This window comes from Thiomicrospira sp. ALE5 (assembly GCF_900112445.1).
Taxonomy (GTDB): Bacteria; Pseudomonadota; Gammaproteobacteria; order Thiomicrospirales; family Thiomicrospiraceae; genus Thiomicrospira.
Genome location: NZ_FOYY01000003.1, coordinates 729,223 through 748,292 on the forward strand (window position 1 = coordinate 729,223; position 19,070 = coordinate 748,292).

The window sequence follows — 19,070 nt, forward strand, 5'->3', positions numbered from 1 at the left end:
TTATTTGATGATATGACAATATCTAGTAATTGGGTTTACAATCAATCCCATTATTTTGTATCGAACAGATGTATTCAGGACACGCCCTCATGAGAAGACTCCGACTTACGCTATCTAGAGATGATCGACTCAAACCTTATCGGCCCAACAAAAAAGCAATTGGTAAACTGCTCATATTCATGCAGGGTATCTTGAACGTCCCAGATGAGAAGTTAGCCAACCTTTTTGAGAGTTCACAATGGTGTTTGCGCTGCACACAAACTGGACGGGGTGACGGTTATGCCACAGTGAGCATTTACTTTGCGGATTTAATTTGTCCTACCGGGCTCATGGCGCTAAAACGTGAAGCACCTGACCAATATCGGAAAACGCCCTTTGTGGAGCCTGTTCGACCCAGTCAAGCGACCCTAGATCATGTCTGCAAAGTGCGACGCCTTCGACAACCGCCTCTGCCCACGCCTATTCCGATAAGAGAGTTTTTGGAATCCGTACAGGTTAAGTAATCGATTGCGTTTAGCGACAATTACCGGCTTTTCGATAGCCAGCATCAATAGCTTCTTGTTCACTATCCCATTCAATACGATTAACCGGTGCAATCGCATCGTAGCTTGGACAATGAGGTAGATGATAAATTTTGCTGTTTTTATTGCCACGCACAGGCCCAGTTATCGCTTGAGTTGCCGCAGGATGGCTTGCCGGGATCTCACTCACCAAGCCTGACATAGACGGCTTAAATCCTTCATGCCATCGTTTTTCCCCGGTCACAAACGGATTGTTATGGCCCATTCTGGATGCAATTCTCTGATCACGTTCACGCTCCCAGTCGGACACAGGAAATTGCTTATCCCATGCCATAAACAATTGCTGCTGTTGACGCGAGAGTGTGAGTCCATAGAAATCCGCAAAGTAAAAGTAGACACGGGCTGCCATGCCTTTCACTTCATCGCGGGGTTCAGCCACACGTTGCTGAAAATCAACTTTAAAATCACACTGACCATGTTGGTATGGCGTGCTCGGTAACACCCCAAACCTGAAGTTAGAGCGGTCTGCATTGATCTCACCCACCGAAATAGTGAGGTTGTGCATATCCGCTTCCATTAAATTAAAGACGGGGTCGGTGCGCTGACAGTTTTGACGACCACCATTTTGCCAACACTGGCGCTGCTGACCGACTGAGCTAATTGGCACAATATGTTCCCATTCGGTTCGTGCAGCGCGGACTTCTTGTGCTCGCACTTGATAACCGCAAGAGGCATGATTAACTCGACCACCCGAACGACCAACCCATTCCCAATTACAACCACAGTAAAACTCACCACCGATTTGATGGCGGTCAAAATAGACGTATTGCTTAGACTCAATTTTAGCTCGGTCAAAGTTAGCAGGCGCCGCATGAACGCTCGTTACGATTAGGGCAAAAACAAGAATCCAAGACTTTAAAATCATAACAAGACCAATACGATGTTGATAAGCTTTATATTAACAGAACTGTCTGGTAATTGGCTTTTTGAAAAACTTTAGTGAGATATGTTGTCATTACAAAACGATTACTTGTCTGTTGTACATTACGCTTGCCTTTGTGTTATTCTCCATTGAAATTAAACTCACTATAGCTTGGAAAAATATCTTCCATTTTTTGAAGTTAAGAAATCATTATTTTTTTGTATTTTTTTAGCACTTTCCACTACAATCTTAAAGAGCTAGCCTCTAACAGTGCACGTTGCAGTGCTCTTAATCAGTAGCCAAAACATCTCAAATACAGTATCGTTTGATACGTGCGCTTCTATAAGAATCGGTAATATAAGCAACAAAAAATTTTTAAACGCCATATCCAGGACGTATCTTAATGGACAGTTTTTCAAACTTAATCAAAGAACGAATTGAAGCATTACGCCCAAAATTACAAGATACGTCCCGTCGGAACCCTCTTATTAATAATGTCTTAAATGCAAAGTCGGCAACATTCATAAGAATTGTCGATGAGAAGCCTCAAAACATTTTTGATGGGATAAATTCTGAATCCAGATCATTGAACCTTATACCGTTACCACCTGTTGATATCGACCCCCTAGATGAAAACACCACTGAATTCAAAAATGCTTTCCAAAGCGCACAAGCCACTGATGAAGCTTACTTAAGAGTCATTGATGAAATTGACTTTGAGTATGATGAAAAAGCTATCGATAAACACGAAAATGCAATTAGAGATCTTAAAGATAGAGTTCGAGAACAGCTTGAAATGCCACCTCGACCTAAATCAGAACAATATTCAGACCTAATTAATCATGCTAAATCCCATGGGATTAATCCTTCAAGCTCTTTGCCTGATACTGATGCAGTAGCTAGTGATGATCGTTTTGAGGATGATAACCTACAAACTTTACTTCTGCCCAAAACATTCCAGTCAAGACTAGATCGAATTTTAAGCAAAGCAAAGATGTATAACGAAGAAAGAGGGTTGGATGTAGTATACATTGCACTAGGTTATTTAAAATGGACTCTACCAAATACTGATAAGCAGGAAGAGTTCAAATCCCCAGTGTTACTGTTGCCAGTAACACTGAAGTGCCTTAAATCAAATATTGGACAAACTTATTCTGTTACAAAACTTTCTGACCCTATATTAAATCCTTCTTTAGAACATAAATTAAATGTTGAAGCAAAACTAGATCTTTCAAGCGTTAAAAATCTACTTAATGATGAAGATGTTAACGTTGAACAATTATTTGAAAAATTAGCAAATCTAAAACCTAAGAACATGCAGTGGAAAGTTCTTAGGGAGGCAACTTTTGGTATTTATCCTTTCCAAGGCATTGAACTCTACTATGATTTAGATACAGAAAAATGTGATTTTTCTCAGTTTCCAATTGTATCTGAATTAATGGTGGGTAAAAAGTCGAGTGTTTCAGGAGGTGGCTTAGATTTTTCTGAATCAGATGTGGAATCAGATGTTGGAAAAGAGCTCGTTCCACATATTGTTCTTGATGCAGATTCCTCCCAATTTATTGCTCTTTTAAAAGTTGCCAATAATGAAAATGTCGCCTTAGAAGGACCACCTGGTTCAGGGAAAAGTCAGACTATTGTAAATGCCATATCAAATGCTATTTACTCTGGCAAACGTGTTCTTTTCGTAGCACAAAAAGTCACTGCACTAGAAGTTGTTTTATCAAGATTACAGGCACTTAGTCTTGACCAGTTTGTTCTTCCATTGATGGGTGGTTATGGTGGTTCTGATGAGTTTTATAAAGCGGTTGAAAATAGATTAAACCTCGCTCCGTCAAATAAATCCAAAGACTTGAGAAGCCTTAAGCAACAACTTGAGTTGCACAGGGACAAGTTGTCTTCATATATTGAGCTCTTAACCAAACCTGTTTTAGGAACAGGAATGAATGTTCACCAAGTTCTTGGTTTGGCCATATCCAATGCAGCTGAAATCAAAGAACTCCCCATCGAACTTAGAGCGGTAAAGGTTGACCCTGATAAGTTTATCAACGCCTTTTCACCAAAGGACCTTGATTCAGTTGCCTCCCAAATTGATGAGTGGTACCGTCGATTATCTGAAACTAATATTCCAAAGAATAGCGTTTGGTTTGATGCGTCAGCCACAAATCTGAAAACTGATAAGATTAATGCGGCATTAATAAATGCTAGAGAAGCGATTGTTGAGATTGAATCATCTATAGCTAAACTTGATGAAAACTCTAGAGAACTTGTTAAATTATACTTAGATAACTCTTTTAAAGATATTCAGTATGAACTTCAAGAAGCCTCTAGAAGCATATACCTAAGAAAAGTTCATGATTTAGTCACTCACTTAGGTGGCAATAAAACGTATGAACTCTTAGTTGATTTAATTAAAGTCAATAGAGAACTTGATGATGTTAAGTCGCGGTTGAGCTTATCAAATAGCCAGTTGGTCTCATTAAGCCAAAGTAAAAAACAAATACAAGGTTTGCAGGAGTTTGCAAGTGAGTTTGACATACAGGAAGTCGTTCCAGGAGTTGTTGCAAAAACCAGACAATCTGTTCTTGATCAAAGTAAAAGTTTACAAAAGTTAGTTGATCTCCAAAAGAGTTTGTGCGAGCAGATATCACTTGATATTACGCCTATGCAAATTTTGGCAAGCAGTTCTCTTTTAGATTATGAAAGTGATATTAAAAATGTTAATGCTTTTCTTCGAACGGTTGGAGTATCAGAGGCAAGAAATGAGATTAGAAGAGCGAAGTCACTATATCGTACAGCAGCTCATATTCTAAAAGAACCAGAATTACCTTCTCTCGATCTTTTAAGAAGCCTACATGAAACAATTCATAGTGGAGGTTTGTTTTCTTTCCTATCATCAAAAATCAAACAAGCTAAAGTTGATACTGTTAAGTTGTTATCCAAAGCTAGCCAGAACGACTCAAAAACAACACTACTTAATAAACTTGAAGAAGTTATAGAAGTCTCTAAAACCTGGATAAAACTAGAACTTTCTGAACATTTTGAATCATTAAACCCAAGGGTTGAAAATAGGCTTACTAGACTTTTATTAGCGCTTGATGAGTTGCAAGCCAGAACTGAGCAGTCAGGCCTTTCTGAGTTATCAGCACTGAAACTTATTGATAGCGAAATGCTTAAACCCTGTATCGAATTATTCAATAAAATTGAAGTGAAGCCCGTTTCGTGGGATATCATTGCTGAGCAAAATAAAGCTTCAATTAACCAACTTCAAAAATTAGATTCTTCTTTAGAGGAGTTAGAAGAAGCCGAAAAACGGTTGCTAGCCTTTGGAAACCTTTCTTGTAGCAAATTTTTTACCCTTATTGAAGCAAGTGATAAGGCAATGGCTCTATTTTTAAAACGATCTGAGTTATTAGAAATCCTTGGGCCTGACTTTGAAGATGACAACTATACATCGCAAATTTTAGCCTCCTATGAAGATTACTCTTCAATGTCCAAATCATCTATTGGATTGATTTTAAGTGAGGAAGGTAATCAGGCTCTCCAAATGGTTTCAGACCATTTCGAAGTAATATCAAAAATCCAAAGTACCTTTGAAACACTCTTGGAAGCTAAGCAAGTTAACACTCCCAATGAAAAACTGGGCTTGAGTAAAATAATTAATATTTTAGATGACCATCGCAGCGACCAAGCAGGACTAAATAGCCTAATTGTAAGACGGTCAATTTTCAATGAAGCTAGTAATCTAGGTCTCAATCAATTGGTTGAAAGGATTGAACGGCTTAATTTAAAAGGAAAGATCTTTACAACTGCTAAAGCTGCGATAGTATCAAGTTTATGTGATCAAATTGAACAAGACTACGGGGCGCTCTTGATGCAATTTGATGGCATTTCACTGAATTCTGCGCGATCTAAACTCCAAGAGCTAGACAGAAGTATCATTGAGATTGCACCACAAGAAGTAACCAATAATGCAATTGCTCACGCAACCCCCCCAATGGGTGTTTCTTATGGTCGTAAATCTGAATATACCGATGTTTCTCTTTTAACGCATGAGCTTCAGAAAAAACGTCGAACTCCACCGCGTAAAATTCTTAAAAGAGCTCAAGGAGCGCTATTAGAATTATTTCCATGTTGGATGATGGTGCCAACTGCTGTAGCGCAACACTTACCCCGGACTACATTATTCGATTTGATAATTATTGACGAAGCTTCTCAGATGACACCAGAAAATTCAATTAGTGCATTAATGAGAGGTAAGAATGCATTAATTGCAGGTGATACAAACCAACTTCCTCCAACCAATTTCTTTAAAGGTCTAGCGGTTGACGAAGACGAGGACGAAGATGTGACAACATCTGAAGAATCTATCCTAGAATTAGCGAATGTTCAATTTCATCCAAAACATAGGTTATTGTGGCACTATCGTTCCAAGCATGAGGACTTGATTGCCTTCTCGAATCATTATGTTTATGACAATGAATTGGTTATTTTTCCTTCTCCACATCCAACAACCCAAGGGCTTGGAATAAGCCTTGTTCAGGTGAACGGGACATTTCAGAGAGGAATTAACCCTGCTGAAGCCCAAGTAATGTTAGAGGCTATCGCACAGTTCATGAAAGACAATCCAAAACGCTCATTGGGAGTGGCTGTGATGAACCAAAGCCAAATGGAGCAACTAGAGACTCTCGTATTACGTGAAGCCGAAACAAACAAGAAAGTCTCTGATTATTTAGAGTATTGGTCTAGTACTAATGAAGGTCTTGAGAAGTTCTTTGTTAAGAATCTTGAGAATGTCCAAGGAGACGAACGAGATGTTATTTTTGTTGGAACAGTCTATGGTCGCGACCCTCAAGGCAAGTTTTATCAGCGATTTGGTCCAATAAATGGTCCAGCAGGTAAACGACGCTTAAATGTCTTATTTTCTAGGGCTAAAGAACAAATTGTTACATTCTCATCAATTCCTCTGTCTGACTTTAACCCTTCATCTACTAACGAAGGCGCAACATTACTAAGACGCTGGTTGGAGTTCTCAGCCACTAAATGTCTTGGTGAAGTAGCCCATAATCATGATCGCGCTGGAAACTCCGACAGTCCATTTGAAGATCATGTTATTGAGGCGGTTAGGTCATTAGGCTATGAAGCAATTCCACAGGTTGGTGTTTCTTCATACTTTATTGATATTGGTGTTAAGCATCCAAGTTATCCATTCGGTTATATATGTGGTATTGAGTGTGATGGGGCAACCTACCACAGCTCAAAGAGTGCACGTGATAGAGATCGCTTAAGGGAGGAAGTTCTTAGTAGGCTTGGTTGGAACTTATACAGAATTTGGTCAACAGATTGGCTCAGAGATCCTCTTGGTTGCAGAGAATTGTTAAAAACTTATTTAAAAGAAAAGCTGTCTATACTTACAGAAAATATTCCTGAAACAGCCAATTCCAATGAAATTACTTACATTGAAAACTCTAAAATTGAAAATGAAAAACTGAATATAGCAGAGTCACCCACATATTCAACGAATTCAAAAAATAATGATAGATATATTAAACTGGGTTCAAGATTTTCAGTGAGATATCTGGATGGCCCAAAAGCAGGCGCTTTAGTAAAGTTTTGGCTTCAAAAAACAACTGATGACTCAAGCATCAAACTTGATGGGTACACCACACTGAGTCTTAAAAGCCCTTTAGGTTCTGCATTAGAAGGCTGCGAAGTAGACGAAATAGTCTCTTATTCTTTATCTAACAGAGATGTCAGGGTTCAAGTAATAAATATTGAGCTGTTCTAATGTAATGGGAGTGGACAGACACATTCAGCTCACCCACCGAAATGGTGAGGTTGTGCATATCCGCTTCCATTAAATTAAAGACGGGGTCGGTGCGCTGACAGTTTTGAGGACCACCGTTTTGCCAGCACTGGCGCTGCTGACCGACTGAGCTAATTGGCACGATATGTTCCCATTCGGTTCGTGCAGCCCGGACTTCTTGCGCTCGTACTTGATAACCGCAAGAGGCATGATTAACTCGACCACCCGAACGACCAACCCATTCCCAATTACAACCACAGTAAAACTCATCACAGATTTGATGGCGGTCAAAATAGACGAGTTGCTTAGACTCAATTTTAGCTCGTTTAAAAGTTAGCCGATACCGCATAAAAGCTCGTTACGAATAGGACAAAAAAAGCCAATACTTTAAAATCAAGTAAAAATTAGTATTAACAAATTAAAGCTATAAGTAATTTAGAACCCTGAATAAAAAAATAAGTTAAGATAATTAAAATCTCGAACTTGATGACTTTTCAAAACTGACATTATAAATGACATCTACAAGTGTACCATCCTCAAGCATAATCTTATGCAAACCATCAGGAGCAGTTATCTGTCCACTCAAATTGTTGTGATCGATTAAAATTAGATCCACTTTATCATCCCTTTTCAATGGATTTAAATCATCATTTAAAACCAAGCTATATGAGCAATTTTGTTGAGTACAAATTTTTGATCCAGTAATAGATACATAGCCGAGTTGATTAACAAACATCCAACTGGAAAAAAAATTTTGATTTATATCTTCAACCAATCTAAGCCTTATTAATGCATTATTGCCGTCTCTATCAGCAAGAAGACCCTGCCAGGTGTTCAAACCCTCAAATGATTGATTTCCTAAATTTAGATTTAGTGAAAAATTTGAAAGTGTAATATTATTTCTCTTTAAAAGATCAGAAACAGAATTAGTTAGAATTTTGAACCTACTGTCAGACAAAACTGAATTAGAATTAACACCATATATGAAAACTTCGGAAAATTTTAATGGTAAATTCAATTCTTCATAATTACCAACCAACAAAGATTCAAAATTAGAATTATTAAAATCAGAGTAGATAATTACACGGTTAAAATATTGATTACTAAATCGGGATTGTTCAAAAGATAATAAATTCAAAACATTAGAGGAAGGTACACGACCTTCATTTTCGTTTACAAGTCTTAAAGCATTACTTAAAACAGATCTTAATCTAGAATTAAAAAGTCTTTGATCTCGCTTAATGGATTCTTCAATGTCATTTGTAAAAAATCTTGAAATTCGTGATCTAGACTCCCTCTCTAAAGCAATGTCAGAATCAGATAAATCTGGATAACAAACTTCAGTCATACCTTCAATGATAACATTATTAAAAGTGTCAATAAAAAAAATCTCTACCTTCTCTCTTGGCAAAAAATTAGTTTTATTGAGAAACTCTGTTGCCCATGAATTATCATCTTTATTGATTGAAGAAATATCTATATAAAAAATAGTTTTCCTGTCTGGTGTGCTAGAACAATAATCAAATGAACTTGTGTTTACAAAAGCTGAAACGTTTAGCGAAAAAAATGTAAATAGAAAAAAAAATATAATCTTCATGTTATAAACTCTCATAAATTTGCGTAGTCTTTTGTTGAAAAACTTCCAATTTTATCAATTCCATTATTTAATGAAACCTGACAAAGCTCCATTCTATACATAACAAGTAAGTTTTCCAGCTTTGTCAAGAGTAAAGCTTTGGTAGAATTAAAATGATGATCTATGTTATCTTCTAAATCTTTAAGGACATTTATTTGAGATTTGATTTCAATTCTTCTCTTTTCAATTTTCTCTAATTCACCATCAAATTCAAGACCTGTACTAATAAGCTCTTTTCTTATTTGGTTTTCTTTTTTATTAAACTCTGCTGTCGCTTTTAAGTAACTACTATAAACGGATTGGTAATTGGGCACCTTGTCATGGATTAAATAACTCCAAATAACACCAACAAACCAAACAAGAACATTTGCAAAGACAGTTTGAAATACAAGAGAATTGAGCTCAGATTTATATGCATTTACGGAGTCAACACCACCAATAAGGAATGCAGCATCTGATTCAATAAGTGGTCTATATTCTTCGTACAACATAGCATACCTTGCTGCTGATACCCACCACAACACACCAACTAATGATATTGTGATTATCACAATCCAAAGAAGATCATACCTTCGTTCATTTCTATTTTGTTTTGAACTAATTCTTAATGGTAGCTGCCGAAAAAATTCACCATGATAATGGCTTGATGCTGCAAATATAGCAGCCGCAAGAAGTGTAAACGCCATTGCAACAAAAGGAACATACTTTTCAGAAAACGTTGGATAGTTTATGAACCATTCGGCTGTTCCAACGAAGACAATACCAATAATGTATAAAAAAGTAGCATGTTTTTTAGGCGGTTTATTGTTATTTTCGAGCTTCATTTTTTCATAAAAGTCAAGATTGTCCTCGTAGGATTTTTTAGTAGCTTGATAATTTTTATCATCCTTAAGCTCTTTAACTTTTTTATTAATAAGTGCTTCTTTCTTTTCATTTACATCAAAAAACTCTTTGTCAAAATCATGTGACTCAAGATTTTCTATCTTTTGCTTTAATTTCCCCTTAACTCTTTTATAATCATTCTCAAACGTAAATATTTTATCTGTTATAACAGTTAAAATATTTTCCCTTGCTACAGGCGTACAATTATTTTTATCTAATGGAATATATCCAATATCTTTATTTAAGGCAACTTCTTTCAATGCAAGATTTTTGATATTGCTTGCAATTTTTTCATCCACAAAAGGCACATTTCTCAAAAAATCATTTACTTCATTTTTAACTGTCTCTATACTCATCTTTTCACCTATTAATAATCTGCTCTCTAATAATTTTTTGAAAATTTAGTGGCTCTCGAATCACATATCCTAAATCCTTTATTAAACTCTTACGAAGTATTGGCTTTAAACTTAAATTTTCAATTAATTCAAATTCTGTATCTAGACTTTGCGGGACAGAATAAAACCCTAAATCTTTTCTTTGACACTCACTGGTTTCACAAGGAAGATTTTCTATCACTCTCTTAATTTGATTCAAGGAGCTTGAAACATAAAATTCAACTCGTCTGTTTTTTAATTTATTTTCATCTGAATCATTTGGCGCAACAGGCCTATGAGGCCCCATTCCTAATAAAATCAAATTCTCTTCTCTTAGTCCATTTTTCTTTAAGTGGTTAGCAACACTTGCAACTCGCCGCAATGCTAACGATTCATTGTATTCTATAGTGCCGTCTGAATCTGTGTGCCCAACTAAAAGTAGTTTTTTTTGATCACTAAAGTAGTTTTGATAAATATTTGCAAAAGTATTTATTTTTTCCTCTACAGCCTCACTTAACTCAGCGCTATTCGTATTGAAGTTTACAGTATTCTTCATTGTTAGACGATAGACTGTTTTGCTGTTAAACTCATAACCATCCAAAGTGATTTCTTCAAAAACTAATTCTTTATCTTTTTCAATCAGTCTTTCAATTTTTATAAAATCAATTTCTTCTTTTTTTATCTCCTGTTGAACTTCATTTTCTTTTTCCACTTTTGCAACAAAATCAAAGTTTTTTTTAGTTAATGCTTTTTCTGAAATATTTTTAGTTGTTTTATTTTTCACCTCGTCATCCACTGGAATTATTTTTGGGTTATTTACACAACCAGTAAAGAATAATGCCGCTGCCAATAGTAGTAGTTTTTTTAATAACTTTATCACTTTTTTTCCGCTTGATTTTTGTTGTTATAAATTTAAAAAAATTTTAAAAATTAGTTAATCTTTTCAATGAAAATTTTATCTTTAATAGTTTTTCTACTTTCTTTCAGATTATCTTATTTAGGATAATATCCCTTTCTTTTAATATCTCTATTTATCATCACAACTTTGATTTTAATTTTTTAATTTGATTTGAGTTAACCAGAACTCATATTTATAAATCTTTTATCATACTTAAAATATTGACAACACTTGTTTTTTTACAAATAACAATACTTTAATTTACTTTTTTGATATTTGCTTTTGCCTTAATCAATGGATACAGATGAAGTTTGATTTCAAATTTAATTTCAATTATCGCTTAAGCCTAATTGTGCGCCTACCATTACTTTCCAACATCTAACAATATGTTTGCCCATTCGAGCGCACTCATAACCTTTGTCCTCTGAATCTCAAAATCATCAAACCTATCAACTTTTGGGGTGTTAAACCTGATTGCAGCTGACTTACCAGCGGCAACCACTTCATAATCTGATGTATTTATTTGAGACCGAATTTCTTCAATATGCTCAGATGCACCACTAACCTGTAAATCGACATAACCTTGTGCCATTTTGTGAACAATAGTTAGATTCTTCCCCAATAAGCTTGGTCGAAATTCTGGCCAGTCAGATTTGGCAGGCTTGATACCTGGACGCTTCATTTCTAACGCTGGAAACTCATCTGAAGCTAATTCCCAATATTGATACCAAAAGCGTGTTACACGATCATTCGCTATTGGTGAGTAACCTCGTCGATTTTGTTGAATAGCTTCTTCAAAAACTTTTGCACGATAGCTAGAACGCGCTGTGCCCTCTAAATCTAACCTCTCTTTTATTTCCTCATAACTTATTCCAATATCATAAAGTTGAGCTTCACTGTTGTGATCTAAATATCGCATTGGAGCAATAATGCAAATTTTAAATGCCAACCAATTGCCCATTTCAGCACCTGCTTTGCCACGAAGACGATATCTTGCAGCCTGCTCAGGCTGCGCGGGTGCATCTATTTTATTTTCTATTAGGATCGCTTCACAATTTTCATACAACACAACTAGATCAGACTCACCAAATTGCGAGTCTGTAACTGAATGCCATGTGCCCATACATCTTGGTACTTCTTTTCTAGTACCAAAAACACGGCAATAAAGCCATTGGGAAAGTGACTGACTGACATTGAACTCCTCGAGCAATAAGAGGTCGATATCTCTTTCCGTCAGGTATGAAAACTTGTTTTGATCTTTCACGCTTTCCTACAAATCAACAAATAAAGTATTTCATTAGTGCTTAAATGCGGGGAAGTTAAGGTCCGCATACCAGCCTGAATGATCACCCCCATAATTATCCATACCTGGCTTTGTCAAAATTCCCTTCGGTGCAATATAACTTTTAATCACCTTAGCTTTGTTGGTTTGGTGCCAAGTAATGTTGAAAGCTGCTAGTTTTGGAAAAAAGTACAAGCCACAATGAGGTAAATGGTCATGAATCCACCAGGCCAAAGCCCGCCAATCAGCTCCATTTTCATACTTATCAGCAAACCACGGAATGACAAGACTTACCGTAGCACCAATATGATCGTTTTGGTCGGGGTAATCAAAGATATGTCCAGCATAGTTTTTTTCATTAGACGCACAATTAAGCTTCTTCTCATTACAAAATTGATTAAGTTCAGGCGACCGATAACCAGAAAAAATAGTGACACGACCAAAGGTTTTATTTAGAGGCTCCAACAATGTATTACAGAGCTCAGAACACGCTTCTATAGCAATCTCTGGATAGTCAGGCATATTTTGAATACCGTAAAAATTGGCTATTTCACTATAAAGAAAATCACGCATGTAAAAAGATTCGGACAAACGAATACGCTCGAACTCCTCTAATCCTTTGACTGTCTGAGGTTTTTTCATTTTGAAACCACTTATTAACTACTACTTATGAATAGTCATTCAAGTAATAAAAAATAAACTATAGCTAGGCCAGTTTACCCCAACTACACTCTTAAAACGTAGCTTTTTAGGCTAGTATTTTACCCCCCTACGGAAATAAAACTCAAAAAATGCTTCCTTTAAAGCAATCTCAAATACATATCACCTCTATGACAAGCTAACCGGCTTGCTTTAAAGATTCACTCATCTAAGGAGGGTATATGTCTCATTTTTCGGCCTGCCCAAAATGTGGCAGCCATAACAGCGTGTCTAAGCATAGAGCAAAAAAATTCGGCGGCATGGTCGGCATGATTGGCGGTGGTATGAGTGGTGCCAGTGGTATGTGGGCGGGTGCTAAAACCGGCGTCATTTTGGGTGCCGGGCTGTCGCAAATTGCTCCCACGTCACCACCCTATCCTTTATCGCTCTTAGCAGGAGCGGTATTGGGTGGACTGGCCGGTGCCGCAGCGGGTGGCTTGGCCGGTGCCAAATTAGGTCAGGAAATAGATCGACACTTGCTTGACAACCGCCAATGCCTCGATTGTGGCTATGCGTTTTCAACACAAGATTAACACACCATTATTTTGATAAAATTAGGAGAAATAACATGAGTGCATTAACACAGCAACCGCACCCAACCCCAGAACCCGTTGTTAAGCTAGTACGCCGTTATGCCGGCGCAGAACGATTGGTGGATACTAAAACATTGGATCGGTCTGATTGGCTGGCCTATCGTAAACAAGGGATTGGCAGTTCCGATGCCGCCGCAGCCATTGGCTTAAACCCCTATAAATCGCAATTAGAGCTTTGGATGGAGAAAACGGGTCGGACACCGACAGAAGCCTCGAATGATGAACCCAGTCAGGATAGTGCGTTGCATTGGGGTACAGTGTTAGAGCCGATTGTTGCAGAGCAATATGCCTTGCGCACAGGGTTTAAAGTCCGTCGAGTTAATTCGGTGTTACGCCACCCCACTAAACCTTGGATGTTAGCTAATTTAGATCGTGAGATTGTCGGGCAGGACGAGGTACAGGTATTGGAGTGTAAAACTGCCGGCATAAACGGAGCCAAACTTTGGCGTGAGGGTGTGCCGGAATATGTGCAAGTACAGGTGATGCATCAGTTAGCGGTCACCGGTCAACAGGCGGCGGATGTTGCGGTATTGCTTGGCGGGCAAAAATTAGAGATTCACCGGATTGAGCGCAATGAAGCGATGATTGAAAAAATCGCCTTGTTAGAGCAACACTTTTGGAAGTTTGTTGAAACTGACACCCCTCCACCGGCGGATAGTTCGGATTCTGCCGGTCAAGCTTTGCGTTGGTTGTTCCCAACAGATAACACTAAAACGGTGGATTTTAGGCAAGATGCCGTTTTATCTGACACCTTTAATCGGTTAATTGAGCTTCGGTCTAAAATCAGCCAACTTTCAGATCAAGAAGCCTCGATGCGACACCAGATCCAACAAGAAATGGGACACGCATCCGTGGCACTCTTTCAAAACGGGCGAGTAAGCTGGAAACAGGCTAAACCCTCGACCCGTATTGATACGACACGCTTAAAAGCCGAGCATCCTGAATTGATCGCGGCTTACGTTCAAACCTCAGCCGGTTCGCGGCGGTTTTTAGTGCAAGCCGCTTAACTTAACTTCGTTTTAACGCAATATTCACTCTGTTTTGTTCTGTCTTTGCCCCTGCCGGTTAGCGGTCTAGGGGCTTTTTTATACCCATTTTTCTAAAGGAGTCCTGAAATGATTAAGGGTCTAGCGATTACCCCGCCTGTCATTGGGCGCATTAGTATTGGCAAGGTCGTTGAAAAAGACGGCAAACGCCTACCCCAAAAGGATGATCAATTTACCCTCACTACCCAAATGCAAGGACGTGAGGGCTGGATTTTGCATCCACTAGATAAAAAATTGCGCGAGACCTCTGCCCAAGGCAAGTTACGCACCATCCCGATTCAACTGCTCTTTAACCAACCCGATTTAAACTGCCGTGTTCAGTACAGTTTATTTGATCGCAATACCGCACGCCCAGTATGTGTCGGCAATGGCGAAACCTGTAAACGTACCACAGCCTCTGGTATTGACACCCTGCCCTGTCCCAGTCCACAGGCCTGCGACATCGGCGCTAACGGCCACTGTAAGCCCTATGGTCGGCTAAATGTCATTGTCGGTGATGATGACCCTTTAAGCAGTTTTATCTTTCGCACCACCGGCTTTAATAGCATCCGAACCCTGGTGGCTCGGTTACATTATTTTAATGCGCTATCAGGCGGGCGCTTGGCCTGTTTGCCCTTAGCTTTAAAGTTACGTGGTAAATCCACTCGGCAAAGTTTTGGGCAGCCCATTTTCTATGCCGATATTACCCTGCGTGATGATCTGACACTAGAACAAACCCTTAATCAAGCCAGTGAAATTGAACAACAACGTATTTCCGCCGGCTTTAATCAAGCTGCATTAGATCAGACTGCACAACAAGGTTTTAACAACGGTGCGTTTGAGGAGGCGGAGGACGATGTTGATGCCATTGTCGAAGAGTTTTACCCCGCTCAATCTGATAACACGTCCTCACCACACCCCAATCCGAGCTTTAGTGCACAACAAAACTATGCAGCGTCACAGCGCAATCGCCCAAGCTTGGCCGACAAAATTGATCAGCAGGCGCAAGCCTTAAGTGCTTAATCAGCGCATTTTTGATTAAACAAACGTTTATCTAAACGTTACTACAACACTTCTATCGTTAACCCCTTTGTCATGGTGTATGGCGAAGGGGTTTTTTATTTTGTTTTTTAAAAGGAGAACCTATCATGGCTATGACCATCTTAACCCCTGAAAAACTTCACCAACTTGCCCCAGCTGCCTTTGCTACGCAACCCGATAACCAGGTATCAAAACGCTATGGCTTTGTGCCGACCATTGATGTGGTGGATGCCTTAAAGCATGAAGGCTGGTATCCGGTACGGGCGTTACAAACTAATGTGCGTGATGAAGCTAAACGTGCTGTCACCAAACACATGATTCGCTTTAGACAAGACCCTGACCGCCAATTGGTGGTGGGCGATTGTTTAGCCGAACTTGTTTTAACCAACTCGCATGACCGCACCGCCGCCTATCAACTCGATTTAGGCTTGTTTAGGCTGGCCTGTTCAAACGGCATGGTGACTCAAACCGGTGATTTAGGGGGCATCAAAGTTAAACACGGTAAGCATATTGTCGATTCCATTTTAGATGGCAGCCTTAACCTACTCGAACAGGTGCCACACATTAACCAGGCGGTTGATCACTACAGGGCTACCCTGATCTCTAAAGCCGAAGCGCGACTCTATGCCACCGCTGCTTTAACACTCCGATATGGCAATGACTGGCGCTATAGCAGTCCAGTTAGCCCCGATGATCTTTTAACCGTTCGTCGAACTGAGGATCACGAATCGAGTCTGTGGAAAGTCTTTAACCGTGTTCAAGAAAACCTGTTCAAAGGTGGATTAGCCGGTCGCTCCTCTAATGGGCGCAATGTCCGCACCCGCCCTATCCAATCGGTGAGCGAAGATGTCAAACTCAATCGTGCTTTATGGCAGTTGACTGAATCTTTTTCCAAGTTAAAAGAAGGTCAGATTGCGCATCTTGCCCTGCCAAACGTTGCTTAACCCTTATCACAACTCCAATCCTAACGGGCTGTTCACCTTGTGTTCAGCCTTATCGAACTCTTATCTCAGCATGCGTATCAATCTTAACATTCAGGAGAACAACCATGTCAATTCCTAAGCCTTTTCAAGTGGACGAGCTTACTGGCTATTATCAGGCTAATCAACCCCTCTCCCCTAAAGCCATCATCGCCATGGCGAATTATTTATCCAAACAAGCGCTTAAAAAAGGGGTGGAGCTCACGTCGCCCCAATCCACTTATGAGTATCTTCAAAATCTATTGCAGGATTTAGAGCATGAAGTGTTTGGGGTACTGTGCCTAGATCAGCAACACCGACTGATTAAATACGTACCACTATTTAGAGGCACCGTTAATCAAGCCAGTGTCTATCCCCGTGAGCTGGTCAAACTGGCATTAGCTTGCAATGCGGCGGCCATGATTTTAGTTCATAACCATCCAAGCGGTAAACCGACACCCAGTGAATCAGATCGAGCCATCACCCAAACCATTAAACAAGCACTGCGCTTGGTTGAGGTGCGGGTCATGGATCATGTCATCGTTGGCCGTGAGGGGTATGTGTCTATGGCTGAGCGGGGTGAGGTTTAGGCTTAAATAAATCCGTAGATAGTGGTTGAAATTATATTTTAACCACTATGGCTTTAAACAAATCAATTCACGGAAAAACAAGTATATACGCTAAAAAATCAGTTAATTAATACGTATAGATTACCAAAATTCTTAAGCAAGTTGGATCGGGTAGTGTCTCTTCTTCACTCAATTCGACACACTAGAACCCGTCAAGTTCGGATGGACTTGTTAGTGTTTAATTTATTTTTTTAATTTTTAAAAGGAAGCATTCAAATGAATAATTCAAATATTAATTTACTGACTTTAAGAGATCTCATTAAGAAACTGGCTCTTAGCCGAAGCACAATCTACAGAAAATTAAAACCAACAGCAAAAGGTTATGACCCAACATTTCCCAAACCTAAAAAAATTGGTCCAGGAAGTGTTCGCTGGGTTTTATCAGAAGTTGAACAATGGATTATACAGCAAACTAGCAAAAATTACGATCGCGATGAATTTGAACATCTTCACTTGTGAGCTATTCAATTCAACTAAAGTGTCAACAAAAAATTAGACCAAGCTGACATCATTTTTTTTCGTTCTTCAAGATATTCAGCTTTGTTATAAACACCGCGTATTTTATTACGCTCCTCATGGGAAAGTTGTTTCTCAATTGCATCGGCAGGCCAGCCCATTTCATTTAACATGGTGCTGGCCGTATGTCGAAAGCCATGTGTAGTTAAGACATCGGGACCTATATCAACAGACCTAAGTGCAACGCGCAAACTATCCGGCGTAATCGGGCGAGTTAAGGAACGCTGACCCGGAAAGACAAATTGGCTTGTCGTTTTAACTTCAAAACATTCATTAAGTACAGAAGCAACATAATCACTCATTGGTACTAGATGCTCGCGCTTCATTTTCATTTTTTGCGCTTCAACACGTATAAGTTTATGCTCAAAGTCAACATTTTCCCATTTAATTGAAACCAACTCGCTTGGGCGCAAAAAAACATGAGGTGCTATTTTTAACGCCATGCGCACACTAAAACCGCCTTCGTAGGCATTAATTTTTTTGAGTACGACAGCAAGGTCACGCTTTGAAGTAATGTGTGAGAAAGCCTTAACACTTTCCTTTTTGAATACGTCCTGTGGTAAATCACGCGTCGGGTCAAATGGGCAAACCCCCATTCCCACGGAGTAGCGAAACACTCGACTGGCGTATCCTCGAACTTTTTTGAGCATATTTAAAGTACCGCGTGATTCTATGCGCTTGAAAACTTCAAGCATATCCATTGCCGTTATTTCAGCAATACTTCTATCTCTTAGAAAAGGTAATAAATGATTCTGACAACGCTCATCTAAATCTTTAGCGTAACCATCCGTCCAAGATTCAAGATTATGTTCGTACCATTCGTGGTACATATCAGAAAAAGTTTTGATTTCAACTTTTTCAACAACACACCCCTCTACCTGCTCCCGGGGATCAAAACCTAATTTGATTTGCTCTTTTAGATCATCTCGCGCTCGACGCGCTTCAGCCAATGAAACGCTGGGATAAGTTCCCAAAGACAACATGGTCGCTTTACCATTTATCCGGCACCTATATCGCCAGGCTTTAACACCATTAGGCTTAATCTCCATGACTAAACCATGAGAGTCTGTTTCTCTATAAAGCTTATCCTTAGGCTTAAAATTTCTGATTTGTGTATTGTTTAACATTTTGTACTCACATTTTCTGTACTCAACCATATTCTATACTCACATTTATACTCATTTTTTTGTGAGATGTATAGGTTTTTCTTGAAATGCAATGATACAGTTAAAAAGATATTAATTGGCCTTAAAGCCTTTAAATACGGTGGTTTTGGGCATAAAAAAA

Annotated in this window: 16 protein-coding genes; 8 read left to right on the plus strand and 8 right to left on the minus strand. The window is 38.9% G+C overall.

Annotated elements, in window-relative coordinates:
* Nucleotides 1-89: 89 nt before the first annotated feature.
* The gene (locus BM293_RS03580) at nucleotides 90-503 is read left to right on the plus strand and encodes a hypothetical protein (protein WP_093446873.1); all 414 of its coding nucleotides are present in this window, start codon (nucleotides 90-92) and stop codon (nucleotides 501-503) included.
* Between the two features lie 10 nt (nucleotides 504-513).
* Here BM293_RS03580 and BM293_RS03585 read toward each other — a convergent pair whose 3' ends face one another.
* On the minus strand, nucleotides 514-1,446 hold the full coding sequence (locus tag BM293_RS03585; protein ID WP_093446874.1) for an endonuclease: 933 nt from the start codon (nucleotides 1,444-1,446) through the stop codon (nucleotides 514-516).
* A gap of 400 nt (nucleotides 1,447-1,846) precedes the next feature.
* Between BM293_RS03585 and BM293_RS03590 the strand changes: the two genes are divergently transcribed.
* On the plus strand, nucleotides 1,847-7,231 hold the full coding sequence (locus BM293_RS03590) for a DUF4011 domain-containing protein (RefSeq protein ID WP_093446876.1): 5,385 nt from the start codon (nucleotides 1,847-1,849) through the stop codon (nucleotides 7,229-7,231).
* On the opposite strand, the gene BM293_RS03595 is transcribed toward BM293_RS03590, so the two are convergent.
* From BM293_RS03595 to BM293_RS03620, 6 genes are all read right to left on the minus strand, one after another.
* The gene (locus BM293_RS03595) at nucleotides 7,197-7,598 is read right to left on the minus strand and encodes an endonuclease (RefSeq protein WP_093446877.1); all 402 of its coding nucleotides are present in this window, start codon (nucleotides 7,596-7,598) and stop codon (nucleotides 7,197-7,199) included. The genes BM293_RS03590 and BM293_RS03595 overlap by 35 nt on opposite strands.
* 120 nt (nucleotides 7,599-7,718) lie before the next feature.
* Entirely contained in the window at nucleotides 7,719-8,846 is a 1,128-nt protein-coding gene (locus BM293_RS03600; RefSeq protein WP_143607730.1) for a hypothetical protein, read from the minus strand.
* Nucleotides 8,847-8,857: 11 nt separating this feature from the next.
* Nucleotides 8,858-10,123 carry a transporter permease gene (locus tag BM293_RS03605; protein ID WP_093446880.1) on the minus strand — a complete coding sequence of 422 codons (1,266 nt, stop codon included), beginning with the start codon at nucleotides 10,121-10,123 and terminating at the stop codon, nucleotides 8,858-8,860.
* A gap of 4 nt (nucleotides 10,124-10,127) precedes the next feature.
* A complete protein-coding gene (locus BM293_RS03610; protein WP_159428447.1) occupies nucleotides 10,128-10,991 on the minus strand; it encodes an OmpA family protein in 864 nt (287 codons plus the stop codon).
* A 412-nt stretch (nucleotides 10,992-11,403) separates the two neighbouring features.
* Complete coding sequence (locus tag BM293_RS03615) at nucleotides 11,404-12,303, minus strand: PD-(D/E)XK nuclease family protein (protein ID WP_143607732.1); 900 nt, start codon at nucleotides 12,301-12,303, stop codon at nucleotides 11,404-11,406.
* A gap of 33 nt (nucleotides 12,304-12,336) precedes the next feature.
* Nucleotides 12,337-12,963 carry a hypothetical protein gene (locus tag BM293_RS03620; RefSeq protein WP_093446885.1) on the minus strand — a complete coding sequence of 209 codons (627 nt, stop codon included), beginning with the start codon at nucleotides 12,961-12,963 and terminating at the stop codon, nucleotides 12,337-12,339.
* A 239-nt stretch (nucleotides 12,964-13,202) separates the two neighbouring features.
* Between BM293_RS03620 and BM293_RS03625 the strand changes: the two genes are divergently transcribed.
* The 6 genes from BM293_RS03625 to BM293_RS03650 all read left to right on the plus strand — a co-directional run bounded on the left by BM293_RS03625 (nucleotide 13,203) and on the right by BM293_RS03650 (nucleotide 17,726).
* Nucleotides 13,203-13,553 (plus strand): hypothetical protein, encoded by a 351-nt coding sequence (locus BM293_RS03625; protein WP_093446886.1) that lies wholly within the window; start codon nucleotides 13,203-13,205, stop codon nucleotides 13,551-13,553.
* A gap of 35 nt (nucleotides 13,554-13,588) precedes the next feature.
* Nucleotides 13,589-14,620, plus strand: a complete 1,032-nt coding sequence (locus BM293_RS03630; RefSeq protein WP_093446887.1) for a YqaJ viral recombinase family nuclease — start codon at nucleotides 13,589-13,591, stop codon at nucleotides 14,618-14,620.
* Nucleotides 14,621-14,728: 108 nt separating this feature from the next.
* The gene (locus BM293_RS03635; RefSeq protein ID WP_093446889.1) at nucleotides 14,729-15,661 is read left to right on the plus strand and encodes a recombination directionality factor; all 933 of its coding nucleotides are present in this window, start codon (nucleotides 14,729-14,731) and stop codon (nucleotides 15,659-15,661) included.
* Between the two features lie 125 nt (nucleotides 15,662-15,786).
* Complete coding sequence (locus BM293_RS03640; RefSeq protein WP_093446890.1) at nucleotides 15,787-16,623, plus strand: DUF932 domain-containing protein; 837 nt, start codon at nucleotides 15,787-15,789, stop codon at nucleotides 16,621-16,623.
* 104 nt (nucleotides 16,624-16,727) lie between these two features.
* Nucleotides 16,728-17,228: a JAB domain-containing protein gene (locus BM293_RS03645; protein WP_093446892.1), complete on the plus strand. Its 501-nt coding sequence runs from the start codon at nucleotides 16,728-16,730 to the stop codon at nucleotides 17,226-17,228.
* A gap of 255 nt (nucleotides 17,229-17,483) precedes the next feature.
* Nucleotides 17,484-17,726, plus strand: coding sequence for a helix-turn-helix transcriptional regulator (locus tag BM293_RS03650; protein WP_093446893.1), 243 nt, complete (start codon nucleotides 17,484-17,486; stop codon nucleotides 17,724-17,726).
* Between the two features lie 14 nt (nucleotides 17,727-17,740).
* Here the strand turns inward: BM293_RS03650 and BM293_RS03655 are convergent, their stop codons facing one another.
* A complete protein-coding gene (locus BM293_RS03655) occupies nucleotides 17,741-18,910 on the minus strand; it encodes a tyrosine-type recombinase/integrase (RefSeq protein WP_159428448.1) in 1,170 nt (389 codons plus the stop codon).
* Between the last annotated feature and the right edge of the window lie 160 nt (nucleotides 18,911-19,070).

What these genes read in the sequence shown, in the direction of transcription:
- BM293_RS03580 (WP_093446873.1), top strand. Translation starts at nt 90, where the DNA reads ATGAGAAGACTCCGACTTACGCTATCTAGAGATGATCGACTCAAACCT.
- BM293_RS03585 (WP_093446874.1), bottom strand. Translation starts at nt 1,446, where the DNA reads ATGATTTTAAAGTCTTGGATTCTTGTTTTTGCCCTAATCGTAACGAGC.
- BM293_RS03590 (WP_093446876.1), top strand. Translation starts at nt 1,847, where the DNA reads ATGGACAGTTTTTCAAACTTAATCAAAGAACGAATTGAAGCATTACGC.
- BM293_RS03595 (WP_093446877.1), bottom strand. Translation starts at nt 7,598, where the DNA reads ATGCGGTATCGGCTAACTTTTAAACGAGCTAAAATTGAGTCTAAGCAA.
- BM293_RS03600 (WP_143607730.1), bottom strand. Translation starts at nt 8,846, where the DNA reads ATGAAGATTATATTTTTTTTTCTATTTACATTTTTTTCGCTAAACGTT.
- BM293_RS03605 (WP_093446880.1), bottom strand. Translation starts at nt 10,123, where the DNA reads ATGAGTATAGAGACAGTTAAAAATGAAGTAAATGATTTTTTGAGAAAT.
- BM293_RS03620 (WP_093446885.1), bottom strand. Translation starts at nt 12,963, where the DNA reads ATGAAAAAACCTCAGACAGTCAAAGGATTAGAGGAGTTCGAGCGTATT.
- BM293_RS03625 (WP_093446886.1), top strand. Translation starts at nt 13,203, where the DNA reads ATGTCTCATTTTTCGGCCTGCCCAAAATGTGGCAGCCATAACAGCGTG.
- BM293_RS03630 (WP_093446887.1), top strand. Translation starts at nt 13,589, where the DNA reads ATGAGTGCATTAACACAGCAACCGCACCCAACCCCAGAACCCGTTGTT.
- BM293_RS03635 (WP_093446889.1), top strand. Translation starts at nt 14,729, where the DNA reads ATGATTAAGGGTCTAGCGATTACCCCGCCTGTCATTGGGCGCATTAGT.
- BM293_RS03640 (WP_093446890.1), top strand. Translation starts at nt 15,787, where the DNA reads ATGGCTATGACCATCTTAACCCCTGAAAAACTTCACCAACTTGCCCCA.
- BM293_RS03645 (WP_093446892.1), top strand. Translation starts at nt 16,728, where the DNA reads ATGTCAATTCCTAAGCCTTTTCAAGTGGACGAGCTTACTGGCTATTAT.
- BM293_RS03650 (WP_093446893.1), top strand. Translation starts at nt 17,484, where the DNA reads ATGAATAATTCAAATATTAATTTACTGACTTTAAGAGATCTCATTAAG.
- BM293_RS03655 (WP_159428448.1), bottom strand. Translation starts at nt 18,910, where the DNA reads ATGTTAAACAATACACAAATCAGAAATTTTAAGCCTAAGGATAAGCTT.